This window comes from Pseudomonas sp. USHLN015, from assembly GCF_037153275.1.
Lineage (GTDB): Bacteria > Pseudomonadota > Gammaproteobacteria > Pseudomonadales > Pseudomonadaceae > Metapseudomonas > Metapseudomonas tohonis.
In genome coordinates this window covers 424747-446889 of record NZ_JBBCKP010000005.1, presented here as the reverse complement: position 1 = coordinate 446889, position 22143 = coordinate 424747, and the positions used below count along the sequence as shown (strand labels likewise).

Here is a 22143-nt window from a genome sequence, read left to right as displayed (position 1 = left end):
TGCGCAGGTCTGCTCATGTCCTCAGGAAAGGGGGTTCCCCATGCTCTACGTTCAACAAGACGACCAGGGTCAACTGGTGCGTGTGGAAGCGGCCGAGTTCGAAGGCTCCACCGGCATGCTCCCCGCCGACGACCAGCTCGTGCTGGCCTGGTACTCCAACCAGACGGTCGAGGCCAGCCTGCTGCAGCTCAAGCAGAGCGACCAGGAAATGATCCGCGTACTGGAAGACCTCATCGGCCTGCTGATGACCAAGGGCGTGATCCGCATCACCGACCTGCCCCAGGCCGCACAATCCAAGCTGCTCAGCCGCAACCAGGCACGCGAGGCCCTGGGCGGCCTGAACCGCCTGATCAACGACGAGGAGTCCGGCGTCATCTGACCCGGCCCCTGCATCCCACTTTGCTGCCGCTGCGCCGGTCCCTAAACCGGCAACGGCACATCCGCTCCAACCAGCTCCTCCTCCCGTAATGCCCGCCAAAACGCCCGAGGCACCTCGGCGTGCAGTTGCGCCATGTACTGCGCCGGGCGTGCCGGCGTCGCGGTGCCGGGAATCACCGACAGCACCGCCGGGTGGGCCAGGCAGAACTGCAGCGCCGCCGCCCGCGAGTCGATGCCCCAGCGCGCGCACAACGCCATCAGCCGCTGCGCACGGTCCCTCACCTCATCGGGAATGTGGTCGTACTCGTAGTGGTCGCCCCCGGCCAGCACGCCGGAGTTGAACGGCCCGCCGACGACGATGCCGACGCCGCGCTCGAGGCAGGCCGGGAACAGTGTTTCCAGCGCCTCGCGATGATCCAGCAGGCTGTAGCGGCCGGCCAGCAGGAACAGGTCCGGGTCGGCCTGCTGCAGTGCCAGCCGGCAGGGTTCCACCCGGTTGACGCCCAGCCCCCAGCCCCGGATCAGCCCCTCCTCGCGCATCGCCGTCAGCTCCTTCGCGGCCCCCGCCATCGCCTCGGCGAAGTACTCGCGCCAGCGCGGGCCGTGCTGGTCCTCGGATACGTCATGGATGAACACCAGGTCGATGCGCTCCACCCCCATGCGCACCAGGCTGTCCTCCAAAGAGCGCCGGGTGCCGGCGGCGGAGTAATCGAGGATGCGTCGGTTGGGCAGCTCGTCGACGAAGGGCTTGGCGTTCTCCGGCGCGGCGGCGGGCTCCAGCACCCGGCCCACCTTGGTGCTGAGCAGGTACTCATCGCGCGGGCGGGTTCGCAGCAGCCGGCCGAAGCGCTCCTCGGCAAGGCCCGCGCCATAGTGGGGAGCGGTGTCGTAGTAACGGAAACCGGCCTGCCAGGCCGCCGCCAGCGTGGCATCGGCCTGGTCTTCGGCGACCGGGTGGAACATGTTGCCGAGCGGCGCGCCGCCCAGCCCGATACGCGGCAGCTTGATACGCATGGGGCCTCCTGAAGTCCGTGATCCGGTGTACTTCAGGGGACCGGGTGGCCCGGCGGATGGTTCAAGGCAACGGCCGGAAGGCGGGCCCGTGGCTCATCCCGCCAGGATCATCGCCAGGGCGCCGGCACGCCGAACAGCTGGCCCTGTACGCCCTGGATGCCCATTTCCTGCAGCACCCGCAGCTCGCCTTCGGTCTCGACGCGCTCGGCGATCAGCGGCAGGTCGATGCTGTGGGCGGCGCGCTGCATCGCCTCGATGAACAGGCGCTTGTCGTTCTCCGCATCGATGGCGCGGATGTGGCTGCCGTCCACCTTAAGGTACGCCAGGCCCAGGCGCGCCAGGTTGCCGATCATGCTGAAACGGCCACCGAAGTGCTGCAGGCTGAGGGCGAAGCCCAGCTCGCGCAGGCGCCGGGTCAGGTCCTCCAGCACCGCCTGCTCGGGCAGCTGGTCTTCCTCCAGCTCCAGGGTCAGGCGCGGGCCCAGCTGCGGGTTCTGGCGCAGCAGGTCGAAGGCGCGGTCGAGGGCCTTCTGGTCACGCAAAAGCGCCCCGGACAGGTTCAGCGCCAGGGGCTGGTCATGGCCGGCCATCTGCGCCAGCACCAGCTCCAGCATCACCAGGTCGAGCCGCGCGGACCAGCCGAAACGCTCCAGCCAGGGCAGGAAGCGCCCGGCGGGAATGCTCGCGCCCTGCTCGTCTGGCAGGCGCGACAGCACCTTGTAGTGCAGCACCCGCGACGGCTCGCGGCTGGCCACCACCGGCTGGAAGAACAGCTGGAAGCGGCCCTGGGCCAGGGCCTTGTCCAGCAGCGCATGCCAGGCATGGCGATCGTCGCCGACGTTGCCGGCGCGGGTCTGCTCGATGCACGCCCAGGCGCGATCGGCCTGGCGCTCGGCCTGGGCCAGGGCCTCGTCGGCGAGCATCATCAGGTCCTGCTGCGCTTCGCCCGGGGCGAAGGGCACGAGGCCCATATGCGCCACCGGCTGGGTGTCGGTGGCGCCGGTGCTGGCCAGGCTGGCCAGCGCGCCATCGAGGCGGCTGGCCAGTTGCTCGGCCTCCTCGCGCACCAGGCCCGGCGCCAGCAGGATGAACTCGCCACCCCGGCTGCGTGCCAGCAACTGGCCCGCGCCCTGCCCCGCGCTGTTGCGCACCAGTTGCTCGGCCACGGCCTTGAGCAGCTGGTCGGTGCGCTGGCCGCCCAGGCGCTGGTTGAGGCCGGCCAGGTCGTTGACCCGCAGCAGCAGCAGGTAGCCACTGCTGGCCTGATCCTCGGCGCTGAGGCGCGCGTGCAGCTGCATCTCGAAATAGCGGCGGTTGCCAAGGCCCGTGAGGCTGTCCTGGTAGGCCTCGTCGCGCAGGCGTTCGCTGCGCTCGGCCTGCTCCTGGAACAGCGCCTTGAGCTTCTCCACCATCTGGTTCATCGCCTGCACCACACGGCGCAGCTCCGGCGTGCGCGGCAGCTGCGGCAGGCTGAGGAACTCGCGACGGGCGATGGCGTGGGACTGCTCCACCATGTAGTCCAACGGGCGCAGCTGCCGGCGCAGCAGCACGGCGCCGAGGCCGGCGCTGACCAGGCCGCAGAGCAGCAGCCAGCCGAGGCTGCCCAGTGCGCTCTGCCACAGCTTGGCGATGGCGAACATCGGATGGCTCTGCACTTCGACCCTCGCCGCCTGGGTCCAGCCACGGCTGACGATGGCATCGCCGCCGGCCGACTCCAGGCCGATCAGCGAGACGAACCACTGCGGCACCTGGGCCGCCACCGCGTCGGGCACGCCGGTGCGCTCGACCATCACCTTGCCGGTGGCCATGTCGATCACGCGGATGCGCTCGAAATAACCGCTGTCGAAGATCGAGCTGACCATCAGCTCGACCATCGCGGCATCGTCGATGTGCGGGGTCAGCGACAGGCCCAGCGCCGTCGCCGCGTCCTGCGCGTGGGAACGCAGCTGGTTGACATACTGCTCGCGCGAGCTTTCCAGGCTGACCATGAAGCTGCCGCTGAAGGCGACGACCAGGAACAGGCAGATAGCGATCAACAACTGTTTGAACAGGGACATCTCGACTCCGCTATTCGCTCGTGGGAAAGCCTTCGGCTTTCATCTTTTTCAACAGGTCCTGCCAGCGGGACAGACGCTTGGCGTCGCCCACCTTCTTGCCACCACCCTGGTTGCTCAGCCACAGGCCCTCGCCGTTGAAGGCGTAGACCGGCAACAGGTCACTGCGCTGGGAGGCCGGCAGGATGCTGCCGATCAGGTTGTCAAGCACCAGGGGCACCGCATCGGGCTTCTCGTAATAGGTCAGCACCATGTGCGCCTGGTTCAGGCGCAGCGCCTTGACGTAGGTGATGCGCAGCTTTTCCGCCGGCACCCCGAGGTGACGCAGGCTGATGTACTTGGCGATGGCGTAGTCCTCGCAATCGCCCGCGCCCCGGCGCAACGCCTCCACCGGCGTGGCCCAGTAGTCCACCTGGTTCCACAGGGCGAGGTCGTCGGTGAAGCGCAGCTTGGCGTTGAAGAAGCGGTTGATCTCCTGCAACTGCTCCGCCTCGCTGGCCCCCACCTGGCTGGCCAGCAGGTGCTGCCAGTCATCGATGCGCTGCTTGCCATCGCCCAGGGGGCCATAGAGGGATTCGGCGCGGCGGCTGATCAGGGTGAAGTCCCAATCCGCCTGCAGGGCCCCGGCCAGCAGGGCGAGCAGCAACAGCGAAACCGGGACCAGAACGCCCGGCGTACCGCCAATCCGCCATTTGCCGAAACTGCTGAGCAAAATCCGATTTCCTGCCGATGGCGCCGCCACGCGGCCGCCGATAACGAGGCGCGAATGGTGCGGGCTGGGAGCGGAAAAAACAATGGCACAGTGCCCCTATCGGATCGGTGCCGTGCTCACCCCATAGGGGTTTCAACGTGGCCGGAAATCATGGAGGCCCGTAGGTTGGCCTGAGGTACGAAGCCCAACGCAGCATGCTCGGGCAGGGCGATCGCCGGGAGTAAATGCCGGGCCGGGTACGCCGATTGGTGGAGGTAAAAAGCGACCTCCACCCTACGCCGCGCCCAGCACCGTGCCGGTGTCGATTGGGCAGGTGCCGCCGGGAGCACCCAGGGGTAGCCCGGGCTTCAGCCCGGGAATGGAGGAGGCAGGATCAACGCAACCCGCGCAGGTGCAGGAAGCCGAACAGCAGCACCTGGGTACGGTCCAGCCAGGGGAAGGGACGGGCCTTGAGCTTGCGGTTGAACAGCGCGGCTTCGGCGACGTGGGCCACCAGCATCACACCGGCCACCAGCAGAAGCGGGCGATGCAGCGGCTCGCCGAAGGGGTAGATGACATTGAGGATCGCCACCAGCCAGAACATGGCCAGGGCGCCCTTGGCGAACGACAGGACGTGCATAAGGGGTCTCCATTGCAGGGTTGAGCCCAAGAGTGTGCCGACTCCGGCCGCGCTCGCCTTCCGCACTTTCGTTGGGAAGGCGGCGCTGCCGGGCGATCAGCCGCCCTGCGCCTGGATCGGCGGCATGTGCCAGCGCCCGTCGAGGATGTCGGCCTTCGGCCAGTACAGCCGACCGGTGACGCTGAACGCGCCCTGCTTCGGAATAGGCAGCCAGTTGCCCTGCAACGCGCCGTCGGGCGCATCGCTTTGCAGCAGGATGTCGAGGGAACCGTCGGGGTTGAAGGCCAGCGCATCACGGTCGCCCAGGGCGAAGCGGTTCAGCGGGTTGGCCACCAGGAAGCCGTCGCCGTCGTAGACGGTCAGCGACCAGAAGGCCCGCACCGGCGGCAGCGCGTCGGCGGCGAAGTGCAGGCGGTAGCGCTTGCCGCCCTGCAACGCTTCGCCCCGGCCATCCTTCACCGCGTTGGGGTAGATGGCGTCCTCCGCCAGGTTGGCGCCGAAGCCACCCATGGCCACCGCCGCGCGCAGGCCATGGTCCTCGCCGTAGCGACCGACCTGCATCGGCGGCACGCGCCAGCCGTCCTGCAACCGGGTCGGGTTGGCCAGGGCGTCGCGCACGCGGCGCTCGGCCAGCCAGATGCCCAGGTTCACCGCCTGGCGCCGCCACCAGGGCCACTCCGCCACCGGCTTGCCCGGCTCGACACCCAGTGCCTGCAACTGCCGGAGCATGGGTGCATCGGCAGCGGCCGGCGGGTTGTCGGCCATCAGCGCCGCCAGGCGCTGGAAGAAGGCGCGGCCATCCAGCGCGCGCATCTGGAACAGCGGCGGCGTCGACTTGCGCCCACCGGCGGCCGGCGCCAGCGAGGCCTGCACCTGTCCGGGGCGCCATTGCGCCAGCGGCGTGAGGCTGATGCCGGCCTGGATCGCGTGGACAGCCGGATAGTCCGCCGCGCCGTTGGTCTGCACCCGGCCCAGCAGCCAGGCCATGCGCGTGGGCGCACGCAGCAGGCTGAAACCTTCCGGCACCTGGCCCTGCCAGCGCGGCCCCACCAGCAGGTAGCGGCCGGCGGCATTGCCGGTGGTGCGCGGCCCGAGGGAGGCGAAGACGTTGGTCCAGGCATCGAGGAACTGCATGACGTTGTAGCGCCCGGTGGCCGGCAGCTCGAACACCAGCGGCCCCTGGCCCAGGTCCAGCCAGGCCACCGAGTAGAGGGTGTCGACGTTGGGCCGGACGATCTCGCGGAACCCCGCATCGGGAAAGCGCGGCACGTGCATCAGGCGGTTGATCGGCGCCATGTCGGCGGTGAAGCTGTCGCGGGTGATCTCGGTGAGCACCAGCGGGTAGCCGTACAGGTAGCCCTGGGCGGCGTTGCGGATCAGCTCGCGCTGGCTGAACAGCAGCAGCGCGGGCAGGACGATGAGCAGGGCCAGCGCCAACAGCGCCCGGCGAAGCAGCGGAGAGGTCTTCATGGCGATCTCGTGGGCGGCGCCTGGCACGGCGCCGCTGGGTCGGGTGGGTCAGCGCACCGTCAGGGCGATGGGGGCGTCCTCGAAGTCGAAGCAGCCGAGGAAGGTCTTGATGTCCAGCAGGTTGCCGTCGACCTTCACATCGCCCAGCAAAGCGCCCTTGAGCAGGCCGTTCTCGCCGCTGATCACGGTGTCGAGGTAGGTCTTGTCGAAGGTCAGCTTCAGCGTGGTGCCCTCGGGGATGCCACGGTGCAGCTGGGCCACGCCACGGCGCACTTCCAGCGCCCACTCCTCGCCGATGTCGGGGAAGACGAAGCCCAGGGTGAGGTTCACGTCGCCGCTCTTCTCCGGGTCGATGCGGGTCACCCAGTTCTGCAGGAAGATGCGCGCCGGCAGGTTCTTCAGCATGTCCGGCGAGAGGAAGGCGTTGCGCAGCCCCTGGGACATCTGCAGCGCGGCGTCGCCGTCGAGCTTGCCCTCCAGCTCCATGGCGCTCATCAGGTACCAGTTGCGCCAGTTGATGTTCATGCTGGCGTAGCCCAGGCGGCGGAAGCTGCGGGCCTTGATGTCGCGGGCGAGCGTGTCGTCATGGTCGACGCGGATGGCGTAGCCGGCCAGCTCCGCCGCCCATTGCCAGTCCCCCTTCAGGTAGGCGTCGCCGGCGGCCAGCAGCAGCTTGTCGCGCCCGCCCATCAGGGCCATCAGGCGCTTGGCCTTCTCCGCCGGCGGGATCGGGTCGAGGTCCACCGGGTCGCCCTGGAACCAGCCCAGGTAGCCCTGGTAGATCTGCCGCACGCTGTGCTTCACCGTGCCGTAGTACTCGCGCAGGTAGGGCTTGTAGCCGGCCAGGTGCGGCGGCAGCTTGACCTTCTCCACCAGCTCGTCGGGGGTCAGGCCCTTGTTCATCCAGCGCACGGTCTGGTCATGGATGTAGGCGATGGCGTCGCGGGTCATGCGCAGCACCTCCTCCACCTTGTCGCGCCCGGACACCGGCTGGCCGTGCAGCGGCACCATGTAGTCGGCCTGGAAGGCACGCAGCTTGTCGAGGCTCTGCACCCACACCACCGGGTCGCGGAACTTGGTGCCGCGCAGGGTGTGGACGTTGGGCAGGGTCGGGCCCTGGGTCACCTCGGCGCTGATCAGCACGCGGTTGTCCGGCAGGTAGAGGACGATCTCGTCCGGCGCCTCGCTGGGCACGTGGAGGAACTGCACCTTCAGCCCGGCGATGGTGGTATCGAGGGACTCCTTGAAGGTGACGGTCGGCGCGATGAAGGTGGAGGCACCGGCGTGGGCCAGCGGGCCGAGGCCGGCGTTCATGTCCTTCTGGTCGCCGGGTGGCAGGGCCACGCCGAAGCTGTAGCCCGAGCGCATGCTGAGGATCGGGCCGACCAGCGCGCCCTGGGTCACCACGTTGTCCAGCAGGGTCTCCTGGGCGTAGATCTGCACCTCGCCGCGCCTGACCTGCTCCTCGCTGACGAAGCCCTTCACGCCGTTGATGTGGTCCGGGTGGAAGTGGGTGTAGACGATGGCCTTGATCGGCTTGGCGCTGATCTTGCGGAACTCCGCCAGCACCTTGCGCGACTGTTCGGCGGACTCGCCCGTGTCGACGATGATCAACCCTTCCGGCGCCTCGATCATCACGCTGTTGGCGAGGTTCCAGCCCACCGCCGACCAGACGTTGTCGGCGATCTTGTAGACCTTCTCGTCGAAGTGCCGGGTGTGCTCGGCGAGCTCGGCGTTGATGCTCGGCTCCAGGGTCTCGTCGGGCAGCGCGGCGTTGGCGGCCCATGGCAGGGTGGCGGCCAGCAGCAGGCCGCCGAAGCGGGTGGTGATGCGCATGGTGTCGGCTCGTTGTTGTTATGGGAGGCGACAGGCTGGCAGGCGCCGGTCAATAATTCCAATGCATTCCCCTACCGAATTCGATGCGCAATACGCATGAACGACCTACGCCAGCTCCGCCACTTCGTCGCCCTCGCCGAACACGGCCACTTCGCCCGCGCGGCGGAGGCCGTCAACCTCAGCCAGCCGGCCCTGAGCCGCAGCATCCAGGCCCTGGAGAGCAGCCTCGGCTGCAACCTGCTGGATCGCGGGCCGCGGCAGATCACCCTCACCGCCCACGGCCGCTTGGTGCTGGAGCACGCCCGGCGCCTGCTGGACGGCCGCCGCGCCCTGCACAGCGCCGTGGCGCAACTGGAGAACCTCGACAGCGGCGAGCTGCGCCTGGGTGCCGGCCCCTACCCCGCCGCGCGCCTGGTGCCGCGCGTGCTCGGCCGCTTCGCCGGGGCTCATCCGGGTGTGCAGGTGCAGTTGCGCATCGAGGACTGGCACGGCCTGCGCAACCAGTTGCTGGGGGACGCCATCGAGCTGTTCGTGGCGGATGTGCGCGAGTTCGAGGGCGACCCGCTGCTGGACATCACGCCCCTGCGGCGCCATGCCGGCACCCTCTTCTGCCGGCCGGGCCACCCGCTGCTGCGGCGGCCGCGGCTGCGGGTCGAAGACCTGGCGGCCTACCCGCTGGCCGGCACGCAGTTGCCCGCAGAGGTGGCACGGACGCTGGGCGCGCTGAACGACAAGGCGCAACCACTGGGCATCGAGTGCAACAATTTCATGGTGCTCAAGGCGCTGGTGGCCGATAGCGAAGTGATCAGCATGGCGCCCTGGGACGTGCTCGCCGAGGACGTCGCCGCCGGCCGCCTGGCGGTGCTGCTGCCGGTGGACAACCAGGCCGCACGCTCGGCCTATGGCATCGTCAGCCACGCCGGGCGCAGCCTGTCACCGGCTGCGCGGGCGATGGTGGAGTACCTGCTGGAAGAAGACGCCCAGCCCATTACCGGCTATTGAAACGGGCCGCGTTGCCAGCGCATACGTTTCAGATATGTGCCCTAACGGCGGTTCTGCTGCGACCAGTCGCTGCGGTGCGGGCGGATGGGGTTTTCGTGGGGGCGCACCTGGTAGGCCGGCGGCACGGCGTAGTTCGGGCGGCCGCCGCCCTGGTTCCAGCCCTGCTGGGGCGGGCGGTTGCCGCCCCAGTTCTGCAGGCGCGGGGTGTAGTCGTGGCGGCGCTCGTTCCAGTCCTGCCCGGGTTGGTTGCGGTTGTCCCAGCGACGCGAGTCGTGGCGGTCGTCATGGCGGTCGTAGCGATGGTCGTTGCGGCCGTCGTAGCGGCGATCATGGCGCGGCGGCTGGTAGGGCTGCGGGCGCACCGGGTAGTAGCGCTGGGGCTGGTAGATGCGTTCGGTCCGGTAGTAATAGGACGGGTAGCCCTGGTAGTACCCCGGTTGCTGCACCACGTAGCCGCCACTGCCATAGCTGCGCGGATAGCCACGGTAATCGTCGTCGTAGTCGTAGACGGCACAACCACCCAGGGACAGGCCCAGTACAGCGATCAACATCGTTCGATAGGACATGGCGGCCTCCTTCGACCGCTGGGACGGCGCCAACGAATGTCGGCACCCGGGATTTCTCCCACAATCTTCGACACCAGTTCCTACGACCGGTGTGCATCCCTCCGTCGGCAAAATCCATTTCCAGTTATTACCACGCACCAGCATGAAGCGCCTTGCCCCAGAGGCGGGCATGCCGGGCGCGCGCACGTCACGCCGCCTCCCCCTCGGCTCCCGCCCAGGCCTCGTCGCGCCTGGGCCAGGCGGTTTTGGCACGGCCTTCGCTAGGTGACTGGCGTGCAGGAGCAACCCGGCGTGCCGGGGTCCGCGGCACCACAATTGGACAATGGCTGGCTAGGGTTCCGGCTCGCGAAAGCGAGTGGCTGGTCCGAGAGCCGGCGACCTCCTCCGAGGTTACACGGCGGGACAAAAGCCCGGGAGAACGCGCCCCTGCATGCAGGGAAGTGCCGCGCCGCTCCCGCTGTCCCTAACCGAACTGGAGGTCATCCATGCGCAAGCCCCGTCTGTTCGCCGTACTCGCTGCCGGCCTAGCCGCCGCCATCAGCTTCAACTCCCACGCAGCGCAGAAGGACAGCTTCAACGTCTGCTGGACGATCTACGCCGGCTGGATGCCATGGGAATACGGTGCCACCCAGGGCATCGTCGACAAATGGGCGAAGAAATACGGGATCGACATCAAGGTCACCCAGCTCAACGACTACGTCGAATCGATCAACCAGTACACCGCCGGCCAGTTCGACGGCTGCACCATGACCAACATGGACGCCCTGACCATCCCCGCCGCCGGTGGCGTGGACTCCACCGCACTGATCGTCGGTGACTTCTCCAACGGCAACGACGGCCTGGTGATCAAGGGCGAGGGCAAGACCCTGGCCGACCTCAAGGGCATGTCGATCAACCTGGTGGAACTCTCGGTCTCCCACTACTTCCTGGCCCGCGCCCTGGAGCGCGCCGACCTCAGCGAGAAGGACGTGAAGGTGGTCAACACCTCCGACGCCGACATCGCCGCCGCCTTCGACACCGACGACGTCCAGGCCGTCGCCACCTGGAACCCGATGCTCGCCGACATAAAGGCCAAGCCGGGCAGCACCGAGGTCTTCGACTCCAGCAAGATCCCCGGCGAGATCATGGACATGATGGTGGTCAACAGCGAGACGCTGAAGGACAACCCCGCCCTGGGCAAGGCCCTGACCGGCGCCTGGTTCGAGATCATGGCGCTGATGTCCAGCGACAGCGCCGAGGGCCGCGCCGCCCTGGAGCACATGGCCAAGGCTTCCGGCACCGATCTCGCCGGCTACCGCTCGCAGCTCGCCACCACCCGCCTCTTCTACACCCCCAAGGAAGCCCTGGAGTTCGCCACCAGCCCGAAACTGCCGGCGACCATGGACAAGGTGGCGAACTTCTCCTTCGCCCACGGCCTGCTGGGCGAAGGCGCCAAGGACGCCGAAGCGGTCGGCATGAGCTTCGCCAAGGGCGTGGTCACCGGCGACAAGGCCAACGTCAAGCTGCGCTTCGACCCGACCTACGTGCAGATGGCCGCCGAAGGGAAGCTCTGACCGTCGGCACGGTCCCGTAGGTTGGTGCCAAGCGCAGCGCGGCCCAACGTTGGGCCTCGTTCCTCGGCACCAACCTACCCGCCCCTATCACCGAGACCTCGCCATGCGCCTGATCAACCGCCACCCGGACCGTGCAGGAAGGCTGCTGCTGATCCTGCTGCCCTTCGCCCTGCTGTTGCTGGCCTACTTCACCGGCTCGGCATCGCGTCTGGCGGAGAACCCCAACGACAAGCTGCTGCCCAGCGCCACGCAGATGGTCGAGGCGGTGCAGCGCCTGGCCTTCACCGAGGACAAGCGCTCCGGCGACTACCTGTTCTGGCAGGACAGCGCCTCCAGCCTCAAGCGCCTGGCCACGGGCCTGGCCATCGCCGCGCTGCTGGGCCTGTGCCTGGGCATCGCCGCCGGCACCCTGCCGCTGTTCGGCGCGCCGCTGTCGCCGCTGCTCACGGTGCTGTCGATGGTGCCGCCGCTGGCGATCCTGCCGATCCTGTTCATCGTCTTCGGCCTAGGCGAGCTGTCCAAGGTGATGCTGATCGTCATCGGCATCGCCCCCTGCATCGCCCGCGACCTGGAGCAGCGCGCCCGGGAAATCCCCCGCGAGCTGCTGATCAAGGCGCAGACCCTGGGCGCCAACACCTGGACCCTGATCCTGCGGGTGGTGCTGCCGCAGCTGCTGCCGCGCCTGCTCATCTCCCTGCGCCTGGTGCTGGGCTCGGCCTGGCTGTTCCTCATCGCCGCCGAGGCCATCGCCTCCACCGACGGCCTTGGCTACCGCATCTTCCTGGTCCGCCGCTACCTGGCCATGGACGTGATCCTGCCGTACGTGGTGTGGATCACCCTGCTCGCCTGGCTGATGGACCTGGGCCTGCGCCAGCTCACCCGCCTGGCCTTCCCCTGGTACGAAGGAGCCAAGGCATGAGCGCCTTCATCGAAGTGAAGAACCTGTGGCAGGCCTACGGCGACCAGGTGGTGCTGGAGAACCTCAACCTCAAGGTGAACGAAGGCGAGTTCTGCACCCTGGTCGGCGCCTCCGGCTGCGGCAAGTCCACCTTCCTGCGCATGCTGCTGGGCCAGGAGACACCCAGCCGGGGCCAGCTGCTGCTGGACGGCCAGCCCCTGGTGGCCGAGCCCGACGCCAGCCGCGGCGTGGTGTTCCAGCGCTACTCGGTGTTCCCCCACCTGACGGTGCTGGACAACGTCGCCCTCGGCCTGGAGCTGCCCCGCTCGCCGCTGCTCGGCCGCCTCTTCGGCAGCGCCCGGCGCGAGGCCCGCGAGCAGGCCGCCGCCATGCTGGCCAAGGTCGGCCTCGGCCACGCGCAGGGCAAATACCCCGCGCAGCTCTCCGGCGGCATGCAGCAGCGCCTGGCCATCGCCCAGGCCCTGGTGATGAAGCCCCGCGTGCTGCTGCTCGACGAGCCCTTCGGCGCCCTCGACCCGGGCATCCGCAAGGACATGCACGACCTGCTGCTGGGCCTGTGGCAGGAAACCCGGCTGACCGTGTTCATGGTCACCCACGACCTCTCCGAAGGCTTCAGCCTCGGCACCCGGCTGATGGTCTTCGACAAGGTCCGCCACGACCCGCACGCGCCCAACGCCTACGGCGCACGCATCACCTACGACATCCCCCTGAACAGCGACCGCCGCGCCGCGCGCGCCGCCGTCGAAGCCCTGCCGGAGCGGGTCACCCGCGCCCTGCAGACCGCCCCGGCCCACTGAAAGGAGCCTGCCCATGACCGCATCCCTGGCCCTGCGCCCCACCCTCTATGAAGAAACCGTCCCCGGCGGCGGCCACACCTCCTTCGTCCTCAAGCGCGGCCAGTTGCTGCGCATCAGCGACATCGAGGGCGGCGCCAACGTCAGCCTGCTGCTGTTCAACGCCGCCGAGAAGAGCGAGCGCCTGAACCTGCCGGACAGCCTCAAGTGCCAGCACACCGCCAAGCTCACCGCCGGCCACTGCCTGTACTCGGACATGGGCCGCGTGCTCGCCGCCATCACCGCCGACAGCTGCGGCTGGCACGACAGCTTCGGCGGCGTGCTCAACGCCGAGGAAGTGCGCGAGAAGTACGGCCAGGGCCGCTACCAGGAACTGCGCAACGGCTTCTTCCGCAACGGCGTCGACAACCTGCTGGTGGAAATGGGCAAGTGGGACCTGAACCTGCAGGACCTGCTGATGTGCCTGAACCTGTTCAGCAAGGTCACCGTGGACGCCGACGGCTGCTTCCACTTCCAGCCCGGCCACTCGAAAGCCGGCGACTACGTCGAGCTCTACGCGCCGATGGACACCCTGGTGGTGCTCACCGCCCTGCAGCACCCCATGGACCCCGACCCCGTCTACGCGCCCAAGCCCGTGCAGCTGGCCTGGCACAAGGTCGAGAGCGACGGCATCACCCTGCTCTGCCGCACCTCGCGCCCGGAAAACGGCCGTGGCTTCCACAACACCGAACGCCTGTACATCTGAGGGCCGCCCGATGAACCCGACTCCCAGCGACAAACACCCCGAAGCCGCCGTCTACACGGCCGTTATCGCCGCCGGCGAACCCTTCATGACCGAAGTGAAGGCCGGCCAGACCCTGCGCCTGCTCGACCTGGAGGGCAACCAGGCGGTGGACACCCTCTTCTACAGCGCGCGCAACCCGCGCGAGCGCTATGACGTGCAACGCACCCTGCGCAAGCAGAACCGCGTCTACCTCGGCCCCGGCAGCGTGCTCTGGTCCAACCTCGGCAACCCGATGCTGAGCATCGTCGCCGACACCTGCGGCCGCCACGACACCCTCGGCGGCGCCTGCGCCCAGGAAAGCAACACCGTGCGCTACGCCCTCGGCACCCGCTACATGCACAGCTGCCGCGACAACTTCCTGCGCGCCAGCCTGCACGACGGCCGCCTGGCCAAGCGCGACATCAGCGCCAACATCAACTTCTTCATGAACGTGCCGGTCACCCCCGAAGGCGGCCTCACCTTCGAGGACGGCATCTCCGCCCCCGGCAAGTACGTCGAGCTGCTGGCTCACATGGACGTCATCGTCCTCATCTCCAACTGCCCGCAGCTGAACAACCCCTGCAACGGCTGGAACCCGACTCCGGCGCAGGTGTTGGTATGGGAGTGAATAAGCAGCGGCAAGGGGTGAGCGGCAAGCTGCAAGGGGTGCGGCGTTGGCTGTTCCTTCTGTGCCAGAGCCGTTCAGGGCAATGCCTCGGCAAGAACCCCGGACCACGACCGTAGGAGCGAGCTCTGCTCGCGAAGCCTCGCCAGCCACGGACGACCGTGGTGCAGACGAACACGGCGGGACGGCCCGTCATCCCTTTCGAGGGCTCCGCAATGTTTGAAAAACTCCTGATCGCCAACCGCGGCGCCATCGCCTGCCGCATCCTCCGCACCCTGCGCCAGCTCGACGTGCGCGGCGTCGCCGTGTACGCCGAGGCGGACATCGCCAGCCTGCACATCCAGCAGGCCGACGAGGCCCACAGCCTGGGCGACGGCCCGGCCGCCAGCACCTACCTGGTGGTGGACAAGATCCTCGCCGTGGCCCGTGAGAGCGGCGCCCAGGCGATCCACCCGGGCTACGGCTTCCTCTCCGAGAACGCCGCCTTCGCCGAAGCCTGCGAGGCGGCCGGCATCGCCTTCGTCGGGCCGACGCCTGCGCAGCTGCGCGTCTTCGGCCTCAAGCACACCGCCCGTGCCCTGGCCAAGGCCGAGGGCGTGCCCATGCTCCAAGGCACCGAACTGTTGGAAAGCCTCGACGCGGCGCTGGTGGCCGGCGAGCAGGTGGGCTACCCGGTGATGCTGAAAAGCACCGCCGGCGGTGGCGGCATCGGCATGCGCGTATGCCGCTCGGCCAGCGAGCTGAGCGAAGCCTTCGAGGCGGTGAAGCGCCTGGGGCAGAACAACTTCAGCGACGCCGGGGTGTTCATCGAGAAGTACATCCAGCGGGCCCGCCACCTGGAGGTGCAGGTGTTCGGCGATGGCCAGGGCGAGGTGATCGCCCTCGGCGTGCGCGACTGCTCGGTGCAGCGGCGCAACCAGAAGGTGCTGGAGGAAACCCCCGCGCCCAACCTCCCCGCCGGCATGGCCGAGGCGCTCTGCGCCGCCGCCATCCAGCTGGCCAGGGCGGTCAGCTACCGCAGCGCCGGCACCGTGGAGTTCGTCTACGACAGCGAGGCCGAGCGCTTCTACTTCCTCGAAGTGAACACCCGCCTGCAGGTGGAGCACGGCGTCACCGAACAGGTCTGGGGCGTCGACCTGGTGCGCTGGATGATCGAGCTGGCCGCCGGCACCCTGCCCCCGCTCGCCGAGCTGGCGAAGGGCCTGCGCCCCAGCGGCCACGCCATCCAGGCGCGGCTCTACGCCGAGGACCCGGGCCGCGACTTCCAGCCCAGCCCCGGGCTGCTCACCGCCGTGCGCTTCCCCGAGGCGGACGGCCGCGCCCTGCGCATCGACACCTGGGTGGAAGCGGGCTGCGAGATCCCGCCCTACTTCGACCCGATGATCGCCAAGCTGATCACCTGGGCAGCGAACCGCGATGAGGCCAGCGTCGCCCTCGACCGCGCCCTGGCCGACACGCAGCTCTACGGCGTGGAAAGCAACCGCGACTACCTTCGGCAGATCCTGGCCGACGCGCCTTTTGCCAGCGGCCAGCCCTGGACCCGCTGCCTGGAACACCTCGCCTACCGCGCCCACACCGTCGAGGTGCTCGGCGCCGGCACCCAGACCACCGTGCAGGACTACCCCGGCCGCCTCGGCTACTGGGCCGTGGGCGTGCCGCCATCCGGCCCCATGGACAGCCGCGCCCTGCGCCTGGGCAACCGACTGCTGGGCAATGCGGAAGGCGCCGCCGCGCTGGAAATCACCATGAGCGGCCCCACCCTGCGCTTCAACACCGACGCGGTGGTGGCCGTCACCGGCGCGCCGATCCCGCTCACCCTCGACGGCCAGCCGCAGCCACTGGACACCGCGATCCTGGTGCCCGCCGGCGCCACCCTCGCCCTCGGCACACTCGCCGGGGCCGGCGCGCGCAGCTATTTGTGCCTGCGCGGCGGCCTGCAGCTGCCGGACTACCTGGGCAGCAAGAGCACCTTCACCCTCGGCCAGTTCGGCGGCCACGGCGGCCGGGCCCTGCGGGCCGGCGACGTGCTGCACCTGGCGCCCTTGGCCGACCGCGCAGCCGGCGCCCGCCTGCCCGAGGCCCTGTACCCACCGCTGCCCGAGGTGCGCCGCCTCCGCGTGATCTACGGCCCCCACGGCGCACCGGAATACTTCACCCCGGCCTCTATCGAGACCTTCTTCGCCACCGCCTGGGAAGTGCACTTCAACTCCAGCCGCACCGGCGTGCGCCTGATCGGCCCGAAGCCGGAATGGGTGCGCGAAAGCGGCGGCGAAGCCGGCCTGCACCCCTCCAACATCCACGACAACCCCTACGCCATAGGCGCCGTTGACTTCACCGGCGACATGCCGGTGATCCTCGGCCCGGACGGCCCCAGCCTGGGCGGCTTCGTCTGCCCGGTGACGGTGGTCGAGGCCGACCTCTGGCAGCTCGGCCAGCTCAAGGCCGGCGACAAGGTGCGCTTCGAGCCGGTGGATATCGCCACGGCGCGGGCCTTGGCCAAGGCAGGTGACCGCGAATGCACCACTCTTCGTGGGAGCGAATTCACTCGCGACACAAGCGGCCATGAAATCGCGGATGAATGCGCGCCTAGAGGTGCGGCCGAGCTTTCGAGCCCCATCGTCCTCGACCTCGGCCAGGACGCCACACGCCTGGTCGCGCGCCTCTCCGGCGACACCCACCTGCTGCTGGAGATCGGCGCGGCGGAGCTGGACCTGGTGCTGCGCTTCCGGGGCCACGCGCTGATGCAGGCGCTGGAGGCCGAGGCGCTGCAAGGCGTCATCGACCTCACCCCCGGCATCCGCTCGCTGCAGGTGCACTACCAGCCGGAAACCCTGCCCATGGAACGCCTGCTGCAAGTGGTCGCGGGGCTCTGGGACGGCGTCTGCGCCGCTGGCGATCTCACCGTGCCGTCGCGCATCGTCCACCTGCCGCTGTCCTGGGACGACCCGGCCTGCCAGCTGGCCATCGAGAAGTACATGACCACGGTGCGCAAGGACGCGCCCTGGTGCCCGAGCAACCTGGAGTTCATCCGCCGCATCAACGACCTGCCCAACCTCGACGAGGTGCAGCGCACGGTGTTCGACGCCAGCTACCTGGTGATGGGCCTGGGCGACGTCTACCTCGGCGCGCCGGTGGCCACGCCGCTGGACCCGCGCCACCGCCTGGTGACCACCAAGTACAACCCGGCACGCACCTGGACGGCGGAGAATTCCGTGGGCATCGGCGGCGCCTACATGTGCGTCTACGGCATGGAAGGCCCCGGCGGCTACCAGTTCGTCGGCCGCACCCTGCAGATGTGGAACCGCTACCGCGAGGTGGCCGCCTTCGACGGCAAGCCCTGGCTGCTGCGCTTCTTCGACCAGATCCGCTTCTACCCGGTGAGTGCCGACGAACTGCTGCGCATCCGCCGCGACTTTCCCCTGGGGCGCTTCCCGCTGCGCATCGAGCACAGCGAGCTGCGTCTGGCGGACTACCAGGCCTTCCTCGCCACCGAAGCCGAGGGCATCGCCGCCTTCCGCGCCCAGCAGCAGGCGGCGTTCAACGCCGAGCGGGAACGCTGGATCGCCTCCGGCCAGGCGCATTTCGACAGCGAGGACCCGGCGCCGGAGCTGGGCGAAGACGCCCCTCTGGACGCCGGCCAGCACGCCATCGAAAGCCATATCGCCGGCAACCTCTGGCAGGTGCAGGTGGAGGCCGGCGCCAGCGTGAAGGCGGGCGACGTGCTGGTGATCCTGGAGTCGATGAAGATGGAGATCCCCCTCACCGCCCCGCGCGATGGCGTGGTCCGCGAAGTCCGCGTGCAACCCGGCTCGCCGGTCCGCGCCGGGCAACGGGTGGTGGTGCTGGAGGAGGCGTAGGGCCAGGCACGGCGCCTCATCCTGTAGGGGCGAATTCATTCGCCCAGCGCTGCGCAGCAGCGCCTCTCAGCGAGCAGAGCTCGCCCCTGCAAGATAGCGCCGGTGCCTGTCCCACCGAAAAGCGGGCGACTGAAGTCGCCCCTACAACAGACCCCATCTCCGCGTCGTCCATAAAGCGACCCCTGTCGCGCGCCCGCACGCTGCGCATTGCCCATCCACCTCGACGGTTCTAGAGTGCACGGCGGCAACGCACGCAAAAGGACCCGCCATGCAGCCGCAGAACCGCGACCAGGCACAACAACGCGCAGACGATATCCAGGCCTTCCAGCGTGAAGCCGCACGCCTGCGCCAGGAGCAGGCGCTGCCCCTGGACGACGCGCAGATGGCGCGCCTGGGCGAACACCACCGCCGGGTGCTGGCCGACTTCCACGGCCGCTTCGATATCGACCCCGACACGCAGGCCCGCCGCCTGTCCCTGAGCATGCGCATCGCCTCGCTGCTGGGGGCACTGGCCCTGGGCGCCAGCCTGCTGTTCTTCTTCTACCAGTTCTGGGGCCTGCTGCCGGAGACCGCACAGGTTGCGATCCTGGTCGCCGCCCCGCTGCTGGGCCTGGCGCTGACCTGGCAGGTGCGCCGCCGCGACCCGTCCGGCTACTTCAGCAAGCTGGCGGCGATGCTCACCTTCGTCGCCTTCGTGCTCGACCTGGTGATGCTCGGCCAGGTGTTCAACATCACGCCCTCCGACCGCGCCTTCCTCGCCTGGGGCGCCTTCGCCCTCCTGCTCGCCTTTGGCTGCGACGCGCGCCTGCTGCTGGTGGCCGGGCTGGTCTGCCTGATGGGCTTCATCTCCGCCCGGGTCGGCAGCTGGGGCGGCTGCTACTGGCTGCAGGTCGGCGAGCGGCCGGAGAACTTCCTGCCCGCCGCCGTGGCGGTGTTCCTGGTGCCGCAATTCATCAGCCAGGCCGGATACGCCGGTTTCTCCGCCACCTACCGCCTGGTGGGGCTGATCACCCTGTTCCTCACCTTGCTGGTCCTCGCCAACTGGGGCAGCGCAAGCTACCTGCCCGGCAACCACGACCTGATCGAGGGCGGCTACCAGTTGGCGGGCTTCATGCTCTCCGCGCTGGGCATCTGGCTCGGTGTGCGCCGCGACTGGCCGGAAGTGGTCAACGGTGCCCTGACCTTCTTCATCATCTTCCTCTACACCAAGCTCTTCGACTGGTGGTGGGAACTGATGCCCAAGTACCTGTTCTTCCTGCTGCTCGGCCTGATCGCCATGCTGATCCTGCTGGTCCTGGGACGCCTGCGCCGCAGCTGGCTGAAAGAGGAGGAACGCCCATGAGTGTCTTCGACCGCACGTACGCCCTGCCCGCCGCCCTGGCCCTGGTGCTGGCCACCAATGCCGTGGTGCTCGGCGGCGCCTGGTACAACCGCTCGGGCGAGCCCGAAAGCAGCCTGCGCCTGACCCAGCGGGAAGTGCACCGCGACTTCGACAGCTTCGGCTGGGGCCGGGACGAGAACAGCGGCCTGGCGCTGGACCTCGACTGGCGCGTGCTGCCCCTCGACGATGAGACCGGGCGCTACCGCGGCGACTGGCTGGAGGCCGACCGGCTCATCGAGCTCGGCTTCCCGCCCTACGAGGCGGGGGGTGGCGAAATCGACCTGAACACCCGCGAAGCCTTCCTGGTCCTGGAGCTCGACGGTCCCGCCCACCAGCAGGCCCTGCGCCGCGCCGAGGAGCAGCTGCGCGAGGCGGGCGAGGCCCTGGCCCGCGACCCCGGCGACGAGGAACGCCAGGAACGCGAAGCGGACGCCCGCAAGGCCCTGGAAGAAGAGCGCGAGACCGCCAGCCGGCTGTTCGTGGTGGACGTCGGCCTCGATGCCGAGGCGCTGCGCGCGCGCCACCCCAATCGCCAGCGCTACGCCGTGGTGCGGGGCGAGATCTACGCCTGGCTGCGCACCGACGGCACCAGGACGCGCATGGTGGGCCAGGTCTCGCGGCTCGCGGTGCCGGCCGTGCAGGTGCCCCTGCGCTGGCGCGAGGCGCTGGACCGCCAGGTGCGCGACAGCGCCTACCTGCCGTCCAAGGGGCCGCTGGAGCTGCAGCTGAACTTCGGCAAGCGCCTGGAGCCGTGGATCAGCGAGGTGGTCGTACCCGCAGGATGAAAGACCGGGCACGCCACCCGTGACGCGGCCCCGACGAGTGGATAGCATAGTGCCATTCGACCAGGGACCCCCTCGCCCGATGCCTTCCAGCCCCCGTTCCAGAAAGAGCCAGCACCTGCTGGTAGTGCTGCTCGTGCTGCTGCTCGCCAGCGGCTTCCTCGTCACCTCGCTGGTGAGTTACTACGCCTCCCTGGAGTCGATCCGCGACAGCATCGTCAACACCGAGCTGCCGCTGACCTCGGACAACGTCTACTCGGAGATCCAGAAGGACCTGGTACGGCCCATCCTCATCTCCTCGATGATGAGCCGCGACACCTTCCTGCGCGACTGGGCCATGCAGGGCGAGCAGGACCCGGGGCAGATGACCCGCTACCTGCGCGAAGTGCAGGAACACTACGGGGCCTTCACCAGCTTCTACATCTCCGAGCGCACCCAGACCTACTACCAGGCCAAGGGCGTGCTGAAGAAAGTGCGCGAGGACGAGCCACGCGACGTCTGGTACTACCGCGTGCGCGACATGAAGGAGCCCTACGAGATCAATGTCGACGTCGACATGGCCAACCAGGACCGCCTGACCATCTTCATCAACTACAAGGTGCTGGACTACGACGGCCGCTTCATCGGCGCCACCGGCGTGGGCCTGACGGTGGATGCGGTGGTCAAGCTGATCGACGCCTACCAGGAACGCTACGAGCGCTCCATCTACTTCGTCGACACCAGCGGCAAGCTGGTGCTGACCAGTGCCCAGGGCGGGCCGATGGGGGCGCAGGTCGGGCAGAACCTGGCGGATATCGATGGCATGCGCGACCTGGTGGCCAAGTTGCCGCGCCCCCAGGGCGGCGACTTCACCTGGAGCGAACAGGGCGACAGCCACTACCTGAACGTGCGCTTCATTCCCGAACTGGACTGGTACCTGTTCGTCGACAAGGCAGAGGAAGGGGCGCTGTCGCACATCCGCAACACGCTGTACCTCAACCTGCTCATCTGCCTGGCGGTCACCAGCGTGGTGCTGATCCTGCTCAACCTGCTGGTGCGCCGCTACCAGCTACGCATCGCCGCGCTGGCCACCACCGACGTGCTCACCGGCCTGCCCAACCGCCGGGGCTTCGACATCCTCGCCGGCCAGGCACTGCAGGAGGCCCGCCGCGAGCAGCGCCCACTCACCGCCCTGCTGCTGGACCTCGACCATTTCAAGCAGCTCAACGACAGCCACGGCCACCTGGCCGGCGACCAGGTGCTGCAGGGTTTCGCGCAGAACCTGAAAAGCGGCCTGCGCCAGTCGGACATCATCTGCCGCTGGGGTGGCGAGGAGTTCATCCTGCTGCTCAAGGACACCGGCACCGCCACGGCCTTCGAACTGGCGGAGAAGATCCGCGAGCAGGTGCAGGCGCAGCGCTACCGCTTCGAGGGCAAGGAACTGCAGGTGACGGTGAGCATCGGCCTGGCCGAGATGCACCAGGACGACAGCCTGCACAGCCTGATCGGCCACGCCGACCGCGCGCTCTATCGGGCCAAGCAGGCAGGACGCAACCGTGTGTGCAGCGAGCCGGGCGGCGGGGAGTGACGGGAGGCGGAACGGTTGGCGACGGTGAGCGCGGTGCGGCTCAGGCCATCACATCGATGGTGTTGCCGAGGTTCGGCGGGTTGCTTGAGACCGGCGACGGCACCGCCTCCAGCAGCGCCAGGGCGCTTTGCGACTGAATGTCCATCGACTGCTTGAGCACGGCGATCTGCACCTTCATGGCGAGCTGGGCGGCGCTGGCGTCGGAGATGGAAGCGGCGGATACGTCCACGCTTTTCGAGTCCCGGGGCGGT

Annotated in this window: 19 protein-coding genes and 1 riboswitch; of the genes, 11 read left to right on the top strand and 8 right to left on the bottom strand. The window is 68.8% G+C overall.

Annotated elements, in window-relative coordinates; genetic code table 11:
• The first annotated feature begins 40 nt into the window (after positions 1-40).
• Positions 41-379: a tryptophan synthase subunit beta gene (locus tag WFQ67_RS13075; protein ID WP_213625242.1), complete on the top strand. Its 339-nt coding sequence runs from the start codon at positions 41-43 to the stop codon at positions 377-379.
• Between the two features lie 41 nt (positions 380-420).
• On the opposite strand, the gene WFQ67_RS13070 is transcribed toward WFQ67_RS13075, so the two are convergent.
• The 6 genes from WFQ67_RS13070 to WFQ67_RS13045 all read right to left on the bottom strand — a co-directional run bounded on the left by WFQ67_RS13070 (position 421) and on the right by WFQ67_RS13045 (position 8083).
• Positions 421-1392 carry an aldo/keto reductase gene (locus WFQ67_RS13070; RefSeq protein ID WP_337057105.1) on the bottom strand — a complete coding sequence of 324 codons (972 nt, stop codon included), beginning with the start codon at positions 1390-1392 and terminating at the stop codon, positions 421-423.
• A 107-nt stretch (positions 1393-1499) separates the two neighbouring features.
• Positions 1500-3449 carry a cyclic di-GMP receptor LapD gene (lapD, locus tag WFQ67_RS13065; RefSeq protein ID WP_337057103.1) on the bottom strand — a complete coding sequence of 650 codons (1950 nt, stop codon included), beginning with the start codon at positions 3447-3449 and terminating at the stop codon, positions 1500-1502.
• A gap of 10 nt (positions 3450-3459) precedes the next feature.
• On the bottom strand, positions 3460-4092 hold the full coding sequence (lapG, locus tag WFQ67_RS13060) for a cysteine protease LapG (RefSeq protein WP_442969588.1): 633 nt from the start codon (positions 4090-4092) through the stop codon (positions 3460-3462).
• Between the two features lie 439 nt (positions 4093-4531).
• A complete protein-coding gene (locus WFQ67_RS13055; RefSeq protein WP_111261253.1) occupies positions 4532-4777 on the bottom strand; it encodes a DUF1145 domain-containing protein in 246 nt (81 codons plus the stop codon).
• A 96-nt stretch (positions 4778-4873) separates the two neighbouring features.
• Entirely contained in the window at positions 4874-6247 is a 1374-nt protein-coding gene (locus WFQ67_RS13050) for a DUF1254 domain-containing protein (RefSeq protein WP_337057101.1), read from the bottom strand.
• A 48-nt stretch (positions 6248-6295) separates the two neighbouring features.
• A complete protein-coding gene (locus tag WFQ67_RS13045; RefSeq protein ID WP_337057100.1) occupies positions 6296-8083 on the bottom strand; it encodes an alkyl/aryl-sulfatase in 1788 nt (595 codons plus the stop codon).
• A 96-nt stretch (positions 8084-8179) separates the two neighbouring features.
• On the opposite strand from WFQ67_RS13045, the gene WFQ67_RS13040 reads away from it, so the two are divergent.
• On the top strand, positions 8180-9085 hold the full coding sequence (locus tag WFQ67_RS13040) for a LysR family transcriptional regulator (RefSeq protein ID WP_337057099.1): 906 nt from the start codon (positions 8180-8182) through the stop codon (positions 9083-9085).
• 41 nt (positions 9086-9126) lie between these two features.
• On the opposite strand, the gene WFQ67_RS13035 is transcribed toward WFQ67_RS13040, so the two are convergent.
• Positions 9127-9651, bottom strand: a complete 525-nt coding sequence (locus WFQ67_RS13035) for a hypothetical protein (RefSeq protein ID WP_213625249.1) — start codon at positions 9649-9651, stop codon at positions 9127-9129.
• Between the two features lie 319 nt (positions 9652-9970).
• Positions 9971-10070, top strand: a riboswitch (guanidine-I (ykkC/yxkD leader).
• Between the two features lie 66 nt (positions 10071-10136).
• Here WFQ67_RS13035 and WFQ67_RS13030 point away from each other — a divergent pair.
• The 9 genes from WFQ67_RS13030 (at position 10137) to WFQ67_RS12990 (ending at position 21892) form a co-directional block, all read left to right on the top strand.
• Complete coding sequence (locus WFQ67_RS13030; RefSeq protein WP_337057098.1) at positions 10137-11204, top strand: putative urea ABC transporter substrate-binding protein; 1068 nt, start codon at positions 10137-10139, stop codon at positions 11202-11204.
• Positions 11205-11307: 103 nt separating this feature from the next.
• Positions 11308-12123 carry an ABC transporter permease gene (locus tag WFQ67_RS13025; RefSeq protein WP_213625251.1) on the top strand — a complete coding sequence of 272 codons (816 nt, stop codon included), beginning with the start codon at positions 11308-11310 and terminating at the stop codon, positions 12121-12123.
• On the top strand, positions 12120-12920 hold the full coding sequence (locus WFQ67_RS13020; RefSeq protein ID WP_268194788.1) for an ABC transporter ATP-binding protein: 801 nt from the start codon (positions 12120-12122) through the stop codon (positions 12918-12920). The genes WFQ67_RS13025 and WFQ67_RS13020 overlap by 4 nt, the downstream gene beginning before the upstream one ends.
• A 13-nt stretch (positions 12921-12933) precedes the next feature.
• Positions 12934-13662, top strand: coding sequence for an urea amidolyase associated protein UAAP1 (locus WFQ67_RS13015; protein ID WP_337057097.1), 729 nt, complete (start codon positions 12934-12936; stop codon positions 13660-13662).
• A gap of 10 nt (positions 13663-13672) precedes the next feature.
• Complete coding sequence (locus tag WFQ67_RS13010) at positions 13673-14308, top strand: urea amidolyase associated protein UAAP2 (RefSeq protein ID WP_044405798.1); 636 nt, start codon at positions 13673-13675, stop codon at positions 14306-14308.
• Positions 14309-14520: 212 nt separating this feature from the next.
• Entirely contained in the window at positions 14521-18162 is a 3642-nt protein-coding gene (gene uca / locus WFQ67_RS13005) for an urea carboxylase (RefSeq protein WP_337057095.1), read from the top strand.
• A gap of 268 nt (positions 18163-18430) precedes the next feature.
• Positions 18431-19504 (top strand): DUF2157 domain-containing protein, encoded by a 1074-nt coding sequence (locus WFQ67_RS13000; protein WP_337057094.1) that lies wholly within the window; start codon positions 18431-18433, stop codon positions 19502-19504.
• Positions 19501-20328 (top strand): DUF4824 family protein, encoded by an 828-nt coding sequence (locus WFQ67_RS12995; protein ID WP_337057093.1) that lies wholly within the window; start codon positions 19501-19503, stop codon positions 20326-20328. The genes WFQ67_RS13000 and WFQ67_RS12995 overlap by 4 nt, the downstream gene beginning before the upstream one ends.
• Before the next feature lie 79 nt (positions 20329-20407).
• Complete coding sequence (locus WFQ67_RS12990; protein ID WP_337057092.1) at positions 20408-21892, top strand: sensor domain-containing diguanylate cyclase; 1485 nt, start codon at positions 20408-20410, stop codon at positions 21890-21892.
• A gap of 40 nt (positions 21893-21932) precedes the next feature.
• Here WFQ67_RS12990 and WFQ67_RS12985 read toward each other — a convergent pair whose 3' ends face one another.
• Positions 21933-22121 carry a YjfB family protein gene (locus tag WFQ67_RS12985; protein ID WP_111261238.1) on the bottom strand — a complete coding sequence of 63 codons (189 nt, stop codon included), beginning with the start codon at positions 22119-22121 and terminating at the stop codon, positions 21933-21935.
• Positions 22122-22143 lie beyond the last annotated feature (22 nt).